Annotated in this window: 15 protein-coding genes and 1 tRNA gene; 10 read left to right on the forward strand and 6 right to left on the reverse strand. The window is 68.4% G+C overall.

Features of this window, described 5'->3' with window-relative positions:
• Positions 1-452 precede the first annotated feature (452 nt).
• A complete protein-coding gene (locus tag ABTV10_RS23830) occupies positions 453-956 on the reverse strand; it encodes a hypothetical protein (protein ID WP_499031126.1) in 504 nt (167 codons plus the stop codon).
• Positions 957-1733: 777 nt separating this feature from the next.
• On the opposite strand from ABTV10_RS23830, the gene ABTV10_RS23835 reads away from it, so the two are divergent.
• The gene (locus ABTV10_RS23835; RefSeq protein ID WP_499031128.1) at positions 1734-2678 is read left to right on the forward strand and encodes a ScbA/BarX family gamma-butyrolactone biosynthesis protein; all 945 of its coding nucleotides are present in this window, start codon (positions 1734-1736) and stop codon (positions 2676-2678) included.
• Here the strand turns inward: ABTV10_RS23835 and ABTV10_RS23840 are convergent.
• On the reverse strand, positions 2648-3289 hold the full coding sequence (locus ABTV10_RS23840; protein ID WP_499031130.1) for a ScbR family autoregulator-binding transcription factor: 642 nt from the start codon (positions 3287-3289) through the stop codon (positions 2648-2650). The genes ABTV10_RS23835 and ABTV10_RS23840 overlap by 31 nt on opposite strands.
• A 74-nt stretch (positions 3290-3363) precedes the next feature.
• On the opposite strand from ABTV10_RS23840, the gene ABTV10_RS23845 reads away from it, so the two are divergent.
• Positions 3364-4275: an NAD-dependent epimerase/dehydratase family protein gene (locus ABTV10_RS23845; RefSeq protein ID WP_499031133.1), complete on the forward strand. Its 912-nt coding sequence runs from the start codon at positions 3364-3366 to the stop codon at positions 4273-4275.
• 271 nt (positions 4276-4546) lie between these two features.
• Complete coding sequence (hppD, locus tag ABTV10_RS23850) at positions 4547-5722, forward strand: 4-hydroxyphenylpyruvate dioxygenase (protein WP_499031135.1); 1176 nt, start codon at positions 4547-4549, stop codon at positions 5720-5722.
• 24 nt (positions 5723-5746) lie between these two features.
• Here hppD and ABTV10_RS23855 read toward each other — a convergent pair whose 3' ends face one another.
• The gene (locus ABTV10_RS23855; protein WP_499031138.1) at positions 5747-6559 is read right to left on the reverse strand and encodes a mycofactocin-coupled SDR family oxidoreductase; all 813 of its coding nucleotides are present in this window, start codon (positions 6557-6559) and stop codon (positions 5747-5749) included.
• Between the two features lie 155 nt (positions 6560-6714).
• Here ABTV10_RS23855 and ABTV10_RS23860 point away from each other — a divergent pair.
• From ABTV10_RS23860 to ABTV10_RS23875, 4 genes are all read left to right on the forward strand, one after another.
• Positions 6715-6788 (forward strand) — tRNA-Met (locus ABTV10_RS23860).
• 189 nt (positions 6789-6977) lie between these two features.
• The gene (locus tag ABTV10_RS23865) at positions 6978-7451 is read left to right on the forward strand and encodes a DUF309 domain-containing protein (protein ID WP_499031141.1); all 474 of its coding nucleotides are present in this window, start codon (positions 6978-6980) and stop codon (positions 7449-7451) included.
• Between the two features lie 17 nt (positions 7452-7468).
• Positions 7469-8113: an LON peptidase substrate-binding domain-containing protein gene (locus ABTV10_RS23870; protein ID WP_433608219.1), complete on the forward strand. Its 645-nt coding sequence runs from the start codon at positions 7469-7471 to the stop codon at positions 8111-8113.
• A gap of 64 nt (positions 8114-8177) precedes the next feature.
• The gene (locus ABTV10_RS23875; RefSeq protein WP_433608221.1) at positions 8178-8624 is read left to right on the forward strand and encodes an SRPBCC family protein; all 447 of its coding nucleotides are present in this window, start codon (positions 8178-8180) and stop codon (positions 8622-8624) included.
• A gap of 6 nt (positions 8625-8630) precedes the next feature.
• Here ABTV10_RS23875 and ABTV10_RS23880 read toward each other — a convergent pair whose 3' ends face one another.
• Both ABTV10_RS23880 and ABTV10_RS23885 read right to left on the reverse strand, forming a co-directional pair.
• On the reverse strand, positions 8631-9605 hold the full coding sequence (locus tag ABTV10_RS23880) for an alpha/beta hydrolase (RefSeq protein WP_499031145.1): 975 nt from the start codon (positions 9603-9605) through the stop codon (positions 8631-8633).
• Positions 9606-9697: 92 nt separating this feature from the next.
• A complete protein-coding gene (locus ABTV10_RS23885) occupies positions 9698-10342 on the reverse strand; it encodes a TetR/AcrR family transcriptional regulator (protein ID WP_499031147.1) in 645 nt (214 codons plus the stop codon).
• A 301-nt stretch (positions 10343-10643) separates the two neighbouring features.
• Between ABTV10_RS23885 and ABTV10_RS23890 the strand changes: the two genes are divergently transcribed.
• On the forward strand, positions 10644-11654 hold the full coding sequence (locus ABTV10_RS23890; protein ID WP_433608228.1) for a tyrosine-protein phosphatase: 1011 nt from the start codon (positions 10644-10646) through the stop codon (positions 11652-11654).
• A gap of 65 nt (positions 11655-11719) precedes the next feature.
• Here ABTV10_RS23890 and ABTV10_RS23895 read toward each other — a convergent pair whose 3' ends face one another.
• Positions 11720-12865, reverse strand: a complete 1146-nt coding sequence (locus ABTV10_RS23895) for an alkaline phosphatase family protein (protein WP_433608230.1) — start codon at positions 12863-12865, stop codon at positions 11720-11722.
• Positions 12866-12983: 118 nt separating this feature from the next.
• On the opposite strand from ABTV10_RS23895, the gene ABTV10_RS23900 reads away from it, so the two are divergent.
• Together ABTV10_RS23900 and ABTV10_RS23905 are read left to right on the forward strand one after the other, a co-directional pair.
• Positions 12984-13991, forward strand: coding sequence for an NAD(P)H-dependent glycerol-3-phosphate dehydrogenase (locus ABTV10_RS23900; protein ID WP_433608232.1), 1008 nt, complete (start codon positions 12984-12986; stop codon positions 13989-13991).
• Between the two features lie 98 nt (positions 13992-14089).
• Positions 14090-15574, forward strand: a complete 1485-nt coding sequence (locus ABTV10_RS23905) for a flavin-containing monooxygenase (RefSeq protein ID WP_433608234.1) — start codon at positions 14090-14092, stop codon at positions 15572-15574.
• The last annotated feature ends 17 nt before the right edge of the window (positions 15575-15591 follow it).

Consider the following 15591-nt stretch of genomic DNA (forward strand, 5'->3'; position numbering starts at 1 on the left):
CTCTTTAGACACCAGCCATCGCCGGCTACGCGCCAGAAACGCCGGGTGATTTCGTTGTACTCGAGTACATTCTTGAACAAATACGCGTTTGCGGGCGACGGGCCTCATAGTGACTTCAACCCCGGAGGGCACTGGTACACAAGGTCATCCCGCCGAGTCCCAACCGAGTCGAATGCCCGCTGCGAGACAGAGACAGCATACGGTCAGACGTCGACAGACTCCACATGTTAGACGCAGCGTCTCCCTCCCCACTGGAAGAAGTTTTCCGCAACATCTGTTGTACAGCAGCCCATTTCATCAACCTAGCGACGGGATCATCGAGGGCAACTTTCGCCAGGTGCTGCCGTTGCGCGCCCAGGCCCCAACATCGGAGACCGATGTTGGGGCCTGGTCCGGATCGGGTCAGCTGATGGCAGTCATGGCAGAGCCCAGCACCCAGATCATCACGATTCTCAGGAGACTACGACGTTGAATCCTGTCGCCTGAGTACCGAAAATTCCTCCGACCCGATGGTTCAGGAAGGCGGTCTGATCAATGACGCCGCCGTGCGAGACGGTGGTTGTGGTGTAAGGCGCGGGAAGCGGAGTACTCACGGACAACGTCACGTTGCCGCCGCCCGTGATTGCCCCGACCATCCCCGCGTTGCCGGTCAAGCAGAACTGACCGTTCGCACCTGACGTGACCGGGCCATAGCTAGCCACTGGGACCGGGTTGCCCTTCTCGAAGAGTTTCCCAGTCACCTTCACACCCTGGACCACCGTTGCGGTATCAGGGATGCCGCTATTGGGGGACGGATGATTATCCGCCATGGGCGCACCTGCGTACACAGTCCCGCACATCGTGTAGCTCGGACCCGGGACGGGGTCGGCGATGACGGCGTGCGCGATGCCGGTCCCTACCATCGCCAAGGCACCGACACCGGCTGCGATTGTGGAGACCCTCTTCGAAATACCCATAGTGCTTCCTTTCGCGAGTGTGTTCACTGCTGCACTTGTGCGGCTCGAGATGTGACCTCGGTTTGCACGCCCGTCCGTGTCAGCGCTGGGCGCCGACACGCGCCTGCCCCCTTGTGGCCCCGCCTGCGGGCAGGGAGTTCTGATGAGGCACCGCTCCGTCACCGGGAGTCCCACGGGGACGAAAGAACGCCTCTTATAGGATCATTCAGCACTTTGACTATCGGAGCGGAAGGCGCTCCAGATAGCTTCGCTAGCCCTCGATCAGGATCCGATCCTGGGTTCCCAAGGCTCTGCCAACGGGTGACTCGTGGGTCGGTCCTTGACAATCTTGTGTCTCATTGAGGCCCCTAACGCCGTGTGACGAACCAAGCGCCGAACGATCACAGTTGCGAATGTGGTCGATCACAGTTCGACCACCGAAGGGCACACTACCCACAACCGGAGCGCCCGTCCGCGGAATCGACGAAGTAACCGGTCACCCGGTATTCATTACAGGCGTCTCGCCTTGATGAACAGGGGATTCACCCCAATCCATGGTGCCAGCGATGCTCCTTGGCCCCACCGCCCGCACCGAAATGAGGCGAAGTGGGTGCCGCACTGTGGGCGCGGGTCGAGAGGATGCCTGCGATCGACGAGAATCCCACTGACGCCTGGGTGGCTGCCGGTCTTCAGCGGGACTCGCACAAGCCGATGCCGCCTTGCGCCGACCGATGTCTGATTCATCGAATCCCCAGAAAAATCCGGACGGTTGACCTAGTAGGGGCTACTCTCCATGAGATGTTGCAGGCGTTGAACTTTGAATCAACGGTGCCGAGGCGGTTTGTGCACCGTCAGTCCGTGTCGGAGGTGTATCTGACCGACGGCGTTCCCGTAGACGGGCCCGGTCGGTATCGCCTTGGCGCGCAGTGGCCGCGCCAACATGCCTTTTATCGAACGTGCACAGACCGCTACGACACGATGCTTCTTGCGGAGACAGCTCGCCAGTGCGCCATCTACCTCGCGCACATCCATCACCGCGTACCGCTAGGGCGACGGTTCACCATGCAGACCATGCGAGTCGAGTCGAATCTCGACCGGCTGACGATAGGATCGTGCGCGGCTGAGGTCGTGATCGATGCACGAGTGACCGAGCAGGCGCGCAGAAAAGGACGACTATCTGCGTTCAGCGTTGACACCGACTTCCATATCAACAGTGAAGTGGTTGGGCATGCGCTAGCAATCGCAAGTGTCCTCACTCCGGACGAGTACGACCAGGTGCGGTGGAGCGGGCACCGGACACCGTCGGTCGGTGATGTCCCGCATCCAGTTTCGGTCCCGTCGACCACGGTGTGCGCTCCCGATACTCGGTCGGTTGTCCTGGGTGCGCACCCTTCGGGCGACCACGGGCGATGGCTGCTTCGAGTTGACCCGAGCCATCCAGTCCTGTTCGACCACCCGTCCGATCACGTGCCGGGCGCTGTCGTTCTGGAGGCTGCCCGTCAGAGCGCCCGGCTGTGTCTCGGGTGGTCCTGTGCAGATGTCGAGTCGATCGCGATGGGGTTCCGCCGGTTTCTCGAGTTGGACGAGCCGACCACCGTCGCGACAACGCTCAGGCACGGCGAGGACGGCGGCGTCGACGTCGAGTTCTCGCAGTGGGGCGAGTCGAAAGCATCAGGAACCGTGCGTCTGTCGTCGCCGATAGCCGACCGGGGTCACGCGCTCGTAGGATCCCACCGGGCATGACGGTACCGGTCAATCTTGTCACGGCGCCGCGGCGCGACGATCGCTGGCAGGATGAACATCAGCATCTGGTCGAGCCGGGACTCGAGGTCGCCGCGCTGACTGAGCACGTTCGACACGAGCTGGACCCCGGTGAAAGCCGCGACGAAGTAGCTCGCGAATTCCGCCGGATCGATGGTGTCGAGGACATCACCCTCTTCGATCGCCGAACGGAAAACGTGATCGATGCCCTCGATCCAATCACGATAGGGCTGTGGCGGTCCGCCCTCGGCGCTCAACTCGAGAGTCAGGCGAATGCCGGCTCTGACGGTGGGATCCTCGACGATCTGCCGACCCATCTCGTGGCAGAGCATCACCAACTGTTCGAGCGCCGGTGCGTCCTCCTGACGGATGACGCCGACCGCGTTCATCGAGATTGCGTGCTGCTCTTCGATCACAACAGCAGCGAGATCGTCCTTCGACTTGAAGTGGAAGTACAACGCGCCCTTGGTGACACTGGACAAGTCGACGATCTCGGCGAGGCTGGCGCGCTCGTACCCGATTTCGTCGAACCGCGTGGCGGCAGCCCTGATGATCTGTTGCCGCGTCGCGACCGCACGCTGCTGCTTCACCATTACGTCGATCCCCTCTCCATTCGGCTCCGATCTACGATCGCATGCTCGGCCGCTGACCCGTCTGGCCACCGGCAATGACGCCGGCACATGCGGGAAGGGGCGGTCGCCTTCCTCACGTCGCAGTGTTCGGGGCGTCCGGTTTCATCGGCTCTGCCACTCTACGGGCTCTGGCCGCATCCGGCTGCGAGGTGACCGCCGTGGTGCGGCGGGAGCCGGCGTCACCGCGAACCGACATCCGGTACGCCCTGGCTGATCTCGGCGACCCGCACACGCTGGCGCGGGCGCTCGTGGGTGTCGACGTGATCGTCCATGCTGCCGGCTACATCGGCCCAGACGCGCACCTCTGCGAGCAGGTCAATATGGTCGGGACCCGAAACGTGCTCGCAGCGGCCGATGTTCACGGGATCGACTTCCTCATCAACCTCAGCACCATTGGTGTCTACGGTCCTGGGCCGTTCAGGGATGTCACCGAAGACACCCGCGAACCGAATCCTGTCACCACCGTCAGTGCCGCCCGAGCGGCGGCCGACCGGATCGTCCGCGCCCGCGGCGGAACCACCGTCCGGCCCGGCTTTGTCTACGGACAGGGCGATCGCTGGTTCCTGCCTGGCCTTCGGCACATCCTGGACAAGACACAGGCATGGGTCGACAACGGAGCCGCACTGCTGTCGATCATCTCCATCGACGAGCTCGGCAGCCTGATCGCCGACCTGGCGTTGACCTGCTCCGACAACGACAGAGGCGCGCTGTATCACGCGGCGCGCCCTGAACCACTCTCGGTGTACGACATCGCAACTGGATTGGTAGGAAAGGATCTAGTCGCCCCTGACACCAGGTGCACGTATATGGAGGCGTTGGCACTTGCGGCCGGGGTCGGCCTCACCGCTCGGCAAGTCGATCTTGTCGGCCGTGACCACTCGATCGACTCGACCAGAGTGTGGCATCGAACGGGCCGGACGCCCTGCATAGGCACCCGGCTGACATGAGATGAGGCGAAGGTCTGATTCGTTTCCATCTCCGCACCGGACTGGCCGAGAACGGACGCTGCGAGACGCGGCGAAGCGTTGACCGTCTCGAACGGCAACGCGATGCTGAAACTATTTCCACCACCGCCCCACCGCGCTACTGAACAAATTGACCAGCCCAAGAAGCGTTCGACCCCGCAGATCGTCCACTCCGGACAGCGAAACCAGTCGATGTTGCTGGCGCAGACGCGCAGCGGTGTGATCGAGGCACGCCGTCACTGGAGGTCCACTCATGACCGTCGAACAGTCCCTCGGCCGCCTCGATGACGAGGCGCTGCGCCAACTCCTCGGGATCGTGGAGCACGATCCGTCCGCGGATCCGTTCCCCGTGGTCGGCTGGGACGCGATCGTGTGGGTGGTGGGCAACGCGACGCAGGCCGCCGCCTACTACCACGCAGTGTTCGGCATGGAACTCGAGGCGTACTCCGGACCCGAGACCGGCAACCGCGATCACCGCGCCTTCGTATTACGCAGCGGTGCCGTCCGATTCGTGCTCACCGGCGGCGTCGACCCGTCCAGCCCCCTCCACGACCACCACCGCCGGCACGGCGACGGCGTCTACGACGTCGCGCTCGAGGTCACCGACGTCGACCGCTGCATCGCACACGCGCGCAGCCAGGGGGCACGCGTCCTCGTCGAACCGCATGACATCTCCGATGAGCAAGGCACCGTCCGCACCGCGGCCATCGCCGCCTACGGCGAGACGCGGCACACCCTCGTCGACCGCTCCCGCTACACCGGCCCGTATCTGCCCGGATACGTCGCGCGCTCGAACGCCTTCGGCACCGGCCCGCAGGTGGTCCAGGCGCTCGATCACGTGGTCGGCAACGTCGAACTCGGCAAGATGAACGAGTGGGTGGACTTCTACCACCGCGTCATGGGGTTCACCGACCTCGCCGAGTTCGTGGGCGACGACATCGCCACCGAGTACTCGGCGCTGATGAGCAAGGTGGTCGCCAGCGGCAACCACCGGATCAAGATCCCGCTCAACGAGCCGGCGGTGGGCCGCAAGCGCTCGCAGATCGACGAGTTCCTCGAGTTCTATTGCGGCCCCGGCTCACAGCACCTGGCGCTGGCGACGTCGGACATCCTCGGTGCGGTGGACCGGCTGACCGAGGCGGGCGTCGAGTTCCTGGCGACACCGGCGTCGTACTACGAGGATCCCCAGCTGCGGGCCCGCATCGGCGAGGTGCGCGTCCCCATCGAGGAACTCGAGCGGCGCGGCATCCTCGTCGACCGCGACGAGGACGGCTACCTGCTGCAGATCTTCACCACACCGATCGGGGACCGTCCCACGGTGTTCTTCGAACTGATCGAGCGGCACGGCTCGCTCGGGTTCGGCAAGGGCAACTTCCAGGCCCTGTTCCTCGCGATCGAGCGCGAGCAGGAGCGGCGCGGCAACCTGTGACCGCGCCGCCCCGTGCGCGTCGGATCAGATGGACGTGATGCCCAGGTCCAGCACCATCTGCGAACCGGTCACGGTGCGCGACCGATCACTGGCCAGGTAGAGCACCGCCTCCGAGACGTCGTCGACGCTGCACTTGTCCAGCCCGGCGAGCGGCCACTTGTAGTTGTCGAGGTAACGCGGGTACTGCATGAGGATCTTGCCGACGTTGGCGTCCTGACCCATCGGGGTGTCCACCGCGCCCGGGTGGATCGAGTTGACGCGAATTCCGAACTCGCCCAACTCGATCGCCGCGGTCTTCGTCAGGCCCACCAGGCCGTGCTTGGCGGAGGTGTAGTTCGACGTGCCGGGGCTGGCCTTGAGGCCGGCCGCCGAGCTGACGACGATGATCGAGCCGCCACGGCCTCCGTCGATCATCGCGGGCACCGCCGCCTTGAGGGTGCGCCACACGCCGTTGAGGTTGATGTCGATCATCGTGGTCCACTGCTCCTCGGGCATCTCCCAGAAGCGGTTCCACGTGGAGATGCCGGCGTTGGCGACCACGATGTCGAGCCGGCCGAAGCGCTCCACCCCGGCGTCGACGGCGGCCTGCAGCGCCGCCTGATCGCGGACGTCGCCGATCGCGGTGACGATCTCGCGGCCCTCGGCGCGCACCAGGCGGGCGGTCTCCTCGAGATCCTCGGGCGTCGCCGCCGGGTAGCCGACGTCGTCGGAGACGGCCGCGCAGATGTCGAGCGCGATGATGTCCGCGCCCTCGCGGGCGAAGCGCACCGCGTGGTTGCGGCCCTGTCCGCGCGCGGCGCCGGTGATGAAGGCGACCTTGTTCTCGAGCAGTGCCATTGCGAACCCCTCCGGATCCCTCGCCGTGCAGTACCCCCGCACATTAAGGCGGCGACTCAACCCCGCGGACCGTCGTTCCGGTGACCGGGAACACAGCCGCGGATCGCCTCGATGGTAAATCGGCCCCGAAACGTCGTGTAAGCTGAAATTACCGACGCGGGGTGGAGCAGCTCGGTAGCTCGCTGGGCTCATAACCCAGAGGTCGCAGGTTCAAATCCTGTCCCCGCTACAAATGAAAGACCCGGTATCGCACCAGCGATACCGGGTCTTTTCTTTTGCCCCGATGCCGGCGCCGCGCCCGAAGTGACCTCCCGCGCCCGCGATTGCGCGGGCGGGAGACGAGTTCGGACGCGGGAGCAGCACCCCACCGCACCGCAGCCCCTCCCCCGAGACCCCCACCGGCGACTACATTTCTTCTATGGCCGACCGCGATCGGGACACCCTCGGCAAGCCGCGCAACGCCCGACCCCGGGACCGGCTGGGCCGGCCGCTCGAGTGGGGTGAGGAAGGGTTCCCGACGATGCCCGACGACCTGGACCTGGAGCCGGGCGAGGCGATCACCGAGGCGCAGCGCCTCCTCGACCACCAGTTGCCGTTCCACGCGCACGAGGTCCTCGAATCGGCGTGGAAGAAGGCGCCGCACGAGGAGCGCGGGCTGTGGCAGGGTCTGGCGCAGCTGGCCGTCGCGGTCACGCACCAGATGCGCGGCAACCCGACCGGCGCGGTGTCGCTGCTCCGCCAGGGCCGGCACCGCATCGTCCCGTTCGAGGACAACCCGCCGCACGCCCTCGACATCACCGGCCTGGTCGCGTGGGCCGACCACCTGATCGTCGAACTGGATCGAGACACCCCACCGGAAACGGTGCCGGTTCCCCGCCTCCGGATGCCCTGATGAGCAATCCTGGTGAAATGACCGTTATGCCGATGTTCCCGCTCGGCTCGGCACTGCTGCCCGGGGAACGGCTGCCGCTGCACGTGTTCGAGCCCCGCTACCAGGCGCTGGTGCGCGACTGCCTGTCCGCGACCGAGGGCCCGCGGTTCGGCACCGTCCTCATCGCCCGCGGCCACGAGGTGGGCGGCGGCGACGCCCGCAACGACATCGGCACCGCGGTCCGCATCGTCTCGCACGTCGGGATCGGTGACGGCCGGTGGGCGCTGGAGTGCGTCGGCGAGGAACGGATCCGGGTGCGGCACTGGCTCGGTGACGACCCGTACCCGCGCGCGGAGGTCGACCTGTGGCCGGTGGGCCCGGAGGGTCGCCTCTCCGACGACCAACTCCAGCACCTCACCGACAAGATCACCGAGCTGTACATCGTGCTGACCCGCATCCGCGAACTGCGGGACTCGCCGCCGCCCGCGCCGCCGCGCCTGTTCGACGTGCTCGAGCAGCCCGGCGACCACCTGTACGCCCTCGCGTCGTGGGTGCCGATGGGCGCCGCGGACAAGTTCGCGGTCCTGGCCGCGGAGAGCGCGGACGACCGTCACCGGGCTGTGGCGGACGCGATCGACAACGCCCGCGAGATCGCCGAGTTCCGGCTTTCCGGACGCCGGTGACGGGGGTCACATCCGACGTGTACTAGCGTCCGAGCTCCGGGGAGTTCACGGGGAGGGAGAACACATGATCCACGTTCGACACCGGGCGGTGGCGGTCGTTCCGGTCGATCTGGCGTTCGCCCACATCGACGACTACCGGAACGTGCCCGACTGGATGTTCGGCATCACCCGGTTCGACCCGATCGGCGACCTCGACCAGGGGCTGGGCGCGCAGTACGACGCGGCCATGCAGATCGGCCCCAAGACGATGAAGTCGACGGTCGAGATCACCGAATGGGAGCGGGACCGCGTCATCACGCTGTCGTCGGTGGCCGGGTTCGGTAACCGGTCCAGCTGGATGTTCGCGCCGGTCGGCGCCGACCGCACGGAGCTGTCCGTCGACTTCGGCTACGAGCTGCCCGGCGGGCTGGCCGGCCGCGCGCTGGGCAAGCTGATCGAGCCGTTCGTCGTCACCGCGATCCGGCAGACCGAGGCCAACCTGCGCAGACGGATCGAGACGCTGGGGCCGTAGCGGCGCTCACGCCGAGTGCCGGCCGCGGTATCCCAGTGCGCGGCGGACGAAGTCGAGGCTCAGCGCGATCGTCATCGACGCCTCCTTCAGGACGGTGCCGAACACCGGGTAGGCGTGGATCTGCCCGCTCCACACGTGGGTCTCGACGGCCTGCCCGGCGTCCTCGAGCAGGCCGGTCATCGCCTCGACGTCGGGCCGCATCAGCTCGTACTGCGCCACGCTGAAGAACACCGGCGGATACAGGTGCGGGTCGGCCTCGATGGGCGAGTCGGCGCCGACGATCGGCTCCGGACCGCCCGCCCACAGGTCCTTGAGGTTCTCCACCTGACTCATCGGCAGGTACGCGTCGCGGCGCATGTAGTCCGGGTCGTGCTTCTCGAGCGCCAGGTTGAGCAGCGGCGAGTAGCCGATCACCGCGGCCGGGGTCACCATGCCGCGCGTCGCCGCCAGCTCGGCCACCTTCATCGCGAGGTAGCCGCCGGCCGAGTCCCCGGCCAGGATGATCTTCGTCGGGTCGTCGCACCGGCCGAGTAGGTCGGTGTAGGCGGCCATCGCGTCGTGGATCGAGGTGCCGATGCCGCCGTGCGGCAGCTGCCGGTACTCCACCGAGACCACCGGGATCCCCGCCCGCGCCGCCAGCACCGCACACAGGCTCCGGTGACTGGCCAAGCCGCAGAACACGAACGCGCCGCCGTGGAAGTAGAGGATGGTGGCACCGGCCAGCGCGTCGGCGGCCTGACGGTGGTGGGTGATCCGCTCGCTCGGAACCCCGCCCAGTGTCATGGGTTCGACGGTGACCCCCGTCGGCTGCGGCAATCGGTCCACCAGCTTGTCCAGGCGTCCCAGCGCCGCGAGCCCGCGATCGGTCATCGGCCACGCCGCGAACAACGGTTTGACGAAGATGCGCGCGAACCAGAACACCAGCCAGGCCCGCAGGCTCACCTTCCAGTGCCTGATGATCGTCGTCTCGCGCGTTCGCATACCGCCCCCAGTCGTCGTTCCGCACAGGGTGGCAGGGCGCACCCCGTCCGCCACCCTAGAGTCCGACGCTGCCCGGCGCAGCGACTCGCTCGTCACACTTGCGGAACCGGCCCCCGATCTCTCGAAGTCGCCGCCGGCACCGGCGCGGGCAGGACGCCGTTGAGGACGATGTCGACGAGCGTCGACGCCAGCCGCTCCTGATCCTGGACGTCCCGCGACGACTGCGCGAAGATCGCGGCACCCGCGATCACGTCGAGGAGGGTGTCGGGGTCGATGCCCTCACGCACCTCGCCGGCCGCTGCAGCCTCGGCCAGCCGGCGCCCGAGTTCCTCACGGATCACCTCGAGCTGGTCCGTCGTCAGCGCCCTCCGCAGTTCCGGGTCGCTGCGGCCCTCGCTCATCAGCCCCGGCACCGCCTCGCGCGCGGCCGCGTCGCCGAACAGCGCCACCGCGCCGTACGTCAGCCGGCTGATCTCCTCGGCGATCTCGAGATCGTCGGACACGCCCTCGGACTCCATCACCGGATACACCGCGTCGTGCACGATGTGCGCCTTCGACGGCCAGCGCCGGTAGATCGCCGGCCGGCCCACACCGGCGCGGGTGGCGATCGCGTCGATCGTGGTCCCGGCGTAGCCGTTCTCGATCAGCAGCTCCCGCGTCGCCCGCAGCACCGCCTCGTCGATCGCAGGGTCTCGTTGCGGCCCGAGCCGATGCTGGGCTTGCCGCTTCCTGGACATTCCACCGAACCCCTTGCGTCGCGTTGTGATGGCCGTTACATTCCGTAACGGCTTAGTCGTTACAGATCGTATCGACTCGAGCTCGCACGCGCCCTGTCGACACCCAGGGACGCGGAAGGAAAGACCTCTATACCTGCTCTGCTTCAACGCTTTTCAACGCCCGAGAGGCGCCCCGCACCTCCCCCGCCATCCGAGGGGGCTCCGAGTTCCGCGTTCACCACCGACGACCGGACCCCGCACGGCATGCAGCAGGGCGTCGGCGCCGGATTCTCGAGGCGCGACCCCATGAAAGGAAACCCCCATGCAAGCTGGAGCCAGCCCGTTACGTGTGCGGACCGCCCGATCCGCCGCCGCCCTGCTCCTCGCCGGAGGAATGCTCCTCTCCGGCACCACGATCGCCTCGGCAGTCGGCACCGGCTCACTCGGCTCGCTCGACACCGGCTCACTCGGCTCGCTCGACACCGGATCGCTCGGTTCCCTCGGCACCGGTTCGCTCGGTTCGCTCGGCACGGGATCCGCCGAGGCGCTGGATCCGACCGCGAAGCTGGCCTCGATCACCAACTTCCGCGACGTCGCCGGAAACGACGGCGCCGGATACGCCACCGCGAGCGGTGACCACCTCAGGCGCGGTGTCATCTACCGCTCGAACGCGCTGTCGTCCGCCAGCGACGCCGACCTGGCGACCCTGTCGTCGCTGAACATCAAGCACATCTACGACCTGCGCGGCCCCACCGAGATCAACAATCCGCACGTCGGGGGTCCCGACAAGCTCCCGGCGGGCGCCATCTACAAGAACATCCCGATCGAGTTCGGCGACCTGGTCGCGCTGGCGACGACGATCACGTCGCCCGAGCAGGGCCGGCAGTTCATGATCGACGCCAACCGCAGCTACGTCACCGAACCGGCGAAGCGCGCGGGCTTCAAGCAGGTGCTCACCGACATCGCGAACAGCGACGGGCCGGTGATCTTCCACTGCAGCGCCGGCAAGGACCGCACCGGCTGGACCGCCGCGATCCTGCAGAGCCTGGCCGGGGCGGCACCGGCGACGGTCATGGACGACTACCTGCTCAGCAACGAGTACCTGGCCGAGACGACGGCCGCCACGCTCGCCCAGATCCGCGCGACGATGGGGCCGGCGGGTGAGCAGGTCGCGCGCAACCTCACACCCGTCCTGGCCGTCGAGAAGAGCTACCTCGAGGCCGGACTCGAGCAGATGCACACCACCTACGGCGACGTGAACGGGTACCTCACCGAGGGCCTCGGCCTCGACGCCGCGACCGTCGCGAAGCTCGAGCGCAAGCTCACGGCGTAACCATCCGCCGGGCCGTGGTCCGGACGGTCACGCGCCATCGTCGGCCGTCCGGACCACGCTCGTCGTCACACCTGCAGGAGCGGGACCAGCAGTTCGTCGTCGGTGAGCGCGCCGTGCTGACCACCGAGCAGCGACATCCGCGGCTCCACCTCGGTGCGGACCACCGCAGCCCCGCCGCGGGCGATCGCCACCACGTCGCCGATGCGGCGCCGCGCGGCCGGCGTCGGATCGGGCCCGAGCAGCCCGGCCGCCACGACGTCGTCGCGGGTGCCCACCCAGGCCCGCTCCCCGAGCACCTCGCGCCACCGGCGCAGCACCGCGACGGTGCGGCCGGGCTCGGCGTGAACGTACCGGCAGCGGGCCTCACCGGTGAGCGCCGCGACCCCGTCGGACAGGTCGGGGGTGGTGTCGACGTCGATCCGCTCCGCCGGGTCGACCGTGGCCATGCCGTGGTCGGCGGTCACCAGCAGGTGCACGTCGGGGCCGAGTCGCGCGACGAGGTCCTCGACGAACCGGTCGACGATGGTCAACTGCGCCACCCAACCCTCGGTTCCCGGCCCGTACACGTGCCCGAGGGTGTCCATCTGGCTCAGGTAGCAGTAGACGAGCGTCCGCTCGCCGGCCGTCGCGGCGTGGACGGTGGAGTGCAGCAGATCGCCGTAGGCGACGGTGCCGACGAACCGGGCACCGCGCAGCGTCGCGCGGGTCAGGCCGCTGGCCGCGAATTCGCGCGGCAGCACCGTCGTCGCGACGACGCCGGCGGTCGTGGCCCGCTCGAAAACGGTGGGGGACGGCTGGATCCGCTCCGGCACCACCCGCGTCGACGCGTCCCGCCGATCCCCGACGCGCTGCCACCGCAGCCAGTTGAACGGCCCGCCCGCCTCGGCGACGTCGGAGACGTAGCCGGTGATGCCGTGGCTGCCCGACGGCAGCCCGGTACCGAACGACGCCAGCGACGTCGCGGTGGTGGTGGGGAATCCGGCCCGGATCGGACGCGCCTCGATGCCGTTGAGGAACGGTGCGGCATCGAGGTTGCGGCGCAGCAGGTTCCAGCCGAGGCCGTCGATCAGCAGCACCACCGTCCGATCGGTCTCCGGCAGCCCGAGCCGGTTGTGCTCGCCGGGGACACCCGACGAGGCGAGCACCGACGGCAGCACGTCCGCGAGCGTGGGCTCGGCGTACACGTCGCGCAGCGGAAGATCACCCGACACATACCCGACTGTAGGCGCGCACCGATGCCGAGTTCGGGGAATCGACACCGCAAACCCTCCGACAGTGCCAACCTGAAGTGATGACCTGCCCCGACGTGCGCGCACGAGGTGATTGCTGATGGCCCGACCAGTCCGCGTCGTCGTGCTCGGCTCCGGGTCGTGGGGCACCACGGTGGCGGGGCTCGCGTCCCGCAACACGCCCACGCTGCTGTGGGGGCGCAGCCCCGAGACGGCCGACGAGATCAACACCGAACACCGCAACTCGCGCTACCTCGGCGACCACGTCCTGCCGGACAGCCTGCGCGCGACGTCCGACATCGTCGAGGCCGCGAACGAGGCCGACGTCCTGGTGGTGGGGGTGCCGTCGCACGCGATCCGCAGCACGCTCAGCCTCATCTCCAACGAGGTCCGGGCGTGGGTGCCGGTGCTGTCGCTGGCGAAGGGCCTCGAGCCCGGCACCCGGCAGCGGCCCACCGAGGTGATCTCCGAATGCCTGCCGGGCCATCCCGTGGGGCTGCTGGCCGGGCCGAACATCGCCACCGAGATCGCCGACGGCCTGGCCGCCGCGGCGGTGGTGGCCACGCAGGACGAGGACGTCGCGACGGCGCTGCAGCCGCTGTTCGCCTCCAAGGTCTTTCGCGTGTACCGCAACACCGACGTGCTGGGCTGCGAACTCGGCGGGGTCCTCAAGAACATCGTGGCGATCGCGTCGGGGATGGCGGACGGCCTGGGCGTCGGCGACAACACCCGCGCGATGGTCCTGGCCCGCGGGCTCGCGGAGATGACCCGCCTGGGCGAGGCGATGGGCGCGAACCCCCGCACGTTCGCGGGACTCACCGGGGTGGGCGACCTGATCGCGACCTGCATGAGCCCGCGGTCGCGCAACCGGCGCGTCGGCGAGTACATCGCCCGCGGACTCACCGTCGACCAGGCGGTGGAGGAACTCGGACAGGTCGCCGAGGGCGTCAAGACCGCCCCGACGGTGATGGAACTGGCGCGCGACTACCGCGTCGAGATGCCGATCGCGGCGGAGGTGGAGGCCGTGGTGGCGGGCCGCCGCACGCCCGCCGACGCCTACCGTGGCCTGCGGAAAGTCCAGCCCGGAGGCGAGGACGAGGTGGCGTGAGCCGCCCGACCGATTTGTCTTGAACACCGTTCAAGTTGCACACTGCTGACGTCGGGCGGTGAGGGAGGCGCTGCACAGATCTCGAGGCAGGAAGCAGTGTGTCCCAGCAGGCGTCGCAGCAGCAGGTTCGTCACACCCGGGTCCTCGTCGTGGGCGCCGGATTCGCCGGCCTCGGGATGGCCCTGGAGCTGACCCGCCGCGGCGAGCGCGACTTCCTGATCCTCGAGAAGGCCGACGCCGTGGGCGGCACGTGGCGGCAGAACACCTACCCGGGCTGCGAGTGCGACGTCCCGTCGGTGCTGTACTCGTACTCCTTTGCCCCCAAGCATGATTGGTCGAGCTCGCACGCCGCGCAGCCGGAGATCCTGGACTACCTGTCCGCACTCACCGAGCGTCACGGCGTGGGCGACCGCATCGAGTTCGGCACCGAGGTGGCCGGCGCGCGCTGGAACGAGACCGATTGCCGCTGGCACGTTTTCGACCGGTCCGGACGCGAGTTCGTGGCGCGGTACCTCGTCATCGCGTCAGGTGCGCTCAACGTGCCGCGCCTCCCCCGCATCCCCGGCGCCGAGACGTTCGCCGGGCAGGCCGTGCACTCGGCGGCCTGGTCCGACGACGTCGACCTGACCGGCAAGCGCGTGGCCGTGATCGGCACCGGTGCCAGCGCCGTGCAGGTGGTGCCCCGGATCGCCCGCGAGGCCGCGAGCCTGCACGTGTTCCAGCGGACCCCCGCCTGGGTGCTGCCGCGTCGGCAATTCCGGGCGGCGATGGCCGTCAGTCGCCGGAGCACGCTGGCCCGCAAGGTCTTTCGTGCGGGCACCTACTGGGGCGCGGAAACCCTCGCGATCGGACTGGGCCGCAGCCCCCGGTTGCTCGGGTTCACCGAGGCGCGCGCCCGCCGGCACCTGCGCCGCCAGGTGCCCGACGCGGACCTGCGCGCGGCCCTGACCCCCGACTACCGGATCGGCTGCAAACGCATCCTTCGCTCCAACGACTTCTACCCGGCACTCGGGCGCGAGAACACGACGCTCGTCACCGACGCGATCACCGAGATCCGCCCCGACGGCATCGTCACCGCCGACGGCACCCACCGCGAGGTCGACGTCATCGTCCACGCGACGGGCTTCCGGGTGGCCGGCGCGCTGAACCGCCTGCAGCTGGTGGGCCGGGACGGGGTGAGCCTGCTCGAGCGCTGGCAGCGCGGCGGCGTCCGCACCCACCTGGGCATCACCGTCTCCGGACTGCCCAACGCGTTCTTCCTCTCCGGCCCCAACACCGGGCTGGGACACAACTCGGTGATCGTCATGATCGAGGCGCAGATCGCGTACACGCTCGACGCGATGCGCCTGGCCGACGACAGCGGCGCCGACGCCCTCGACGTGCGCGCCGACGCCCAGGACGCGTTCGACGCGGCGCTGCGCGAACGCCTCACGCGCGGCGTGTGGAGCACCGGCGGGTGCTCGAGCTGGTACCTGGACAGGTCCGGCTCCAACCACGCGCTCTGGCCCGGCTCCTCGTGGGGGTACCGGCGGCGCACCCGGCGGGTGGACGCGGCCGACTTCGAGCTGCTGCACGCCGCGTGACATGCGCCGAGGCCGCC

The sequence above is a fragment of the Paraburkholderia sp. RHO2 genome, from assembly GCF_050955445.1.
In the GTDB taxonomy this organism is placed as follows: domain Bacteria; phylum Actinomycetota; class Actinomycetes; order Mycobacteriales; family Mycobacteriaceae; genus Prescottella; species Prescottella agglutinans_A.

What these genes read in the sequence shown, in the direction of transcription:
- ABTV10_RS23845 (WP_499031133.1), top strand. Translation starts at nt 3,364, where the DNA reads ATGACGCCGGCACATGCGGGAAGGGGCGGTCGCCTTCCTCACGTCGCA.
- ABTV10_RS23865 (WP_499031141.1), top strand. Translation starts at nt 6,978, where the DNA reads ATGGCCGACCGCGATCGGGACACCCTCGGCAAGCCGCGCAACGCCCGA.
- ABTV10_RS23885 (WP_499031147.1), bottom strand. Translation starts at nt 10,342, where the DNA reads ATGTCCAGGAAGCGGCAAGCCCAGCATCGGCTCGGGCCGCAACGAGAC.
- hppD (WP_499031135.1), top strand. Translation starts at nt 4,547, where the DNA reads ATGACCGTCGAACAGTCCCTCGGCCGCCTCGATGACGAGGCGCTGCGC.
- ABTV10_RS23830 (WP_499031126.1), bottom strand. Translation starts at nt 956, where the DNA reads ATGGGTATTTCGAAGAGGGTCTCCACAATCGCAGCCGGTGTCGGTGCC.
- ABTV10_RS23870 (WP_433608219.1), top strand. Translation starts at nt 7,469, where the DNA reads ATGACCGTTATGCCGATGTTCCCGCTCGGCTCGGCACTGCTGCCCGGG.
- ABTV10_RS23875 (WP_433608221.1), top strand. Translation starts at nt 8,178, where the DNA reads ATGATCCACGTTCGACACCGGGCGGTGGCGGTCGTTCCGGTCGATCTG.
- ABTV10_RS23840 (WP_499031130.1), bottom strand. Translation starts at nt 3,289, where the DNA reads ATGGTGAAGCAGCAGCGTGCGGTCGCGACGCGGCAACAGATCATCAGG.
- ABTV10_RS23900 (WP_433608232.1), top strand. Translation starts at nt 12,984, where the DNA reads ATGGCCCGACCAGTCCGCGTCGTCGTGCTCGGCTCCGGGTCGTGGGGC.
- ABTV10_RS23835 (WP_499031128.1), top strand. Translation starts at nt 1,734, where the DNA reads ATGTTGCAGGCGTTGAACTTTGAATCAACGGTGCCGAGGCGGTTTGTG.
- ABTV10_RS23880 (WP_499031145.1), bottom strand. Translation starts at nt 9,605, where the DNA reads ATGCGAACGCGCGAGACGACGATCATCAGGCACTGGAAGGTGAGCCTG.
- ABTV10_RS23855 (WP_499031138.1), bottom strand. Translation starts at nt 6,559, where the DNA reads ATGGCACTGCTCGAGAACAAGGTCGCCTTCATCACCGGCGCCGCGCGC.
- ABTV10_RS23890 (WP_433608228.1), top strand. Translation starts at nt 10,644, where the DNA reads ATGCAAGCTGGAGCCAGCCCGTTACGTGTGCGGACCGCCCGATCCGCC.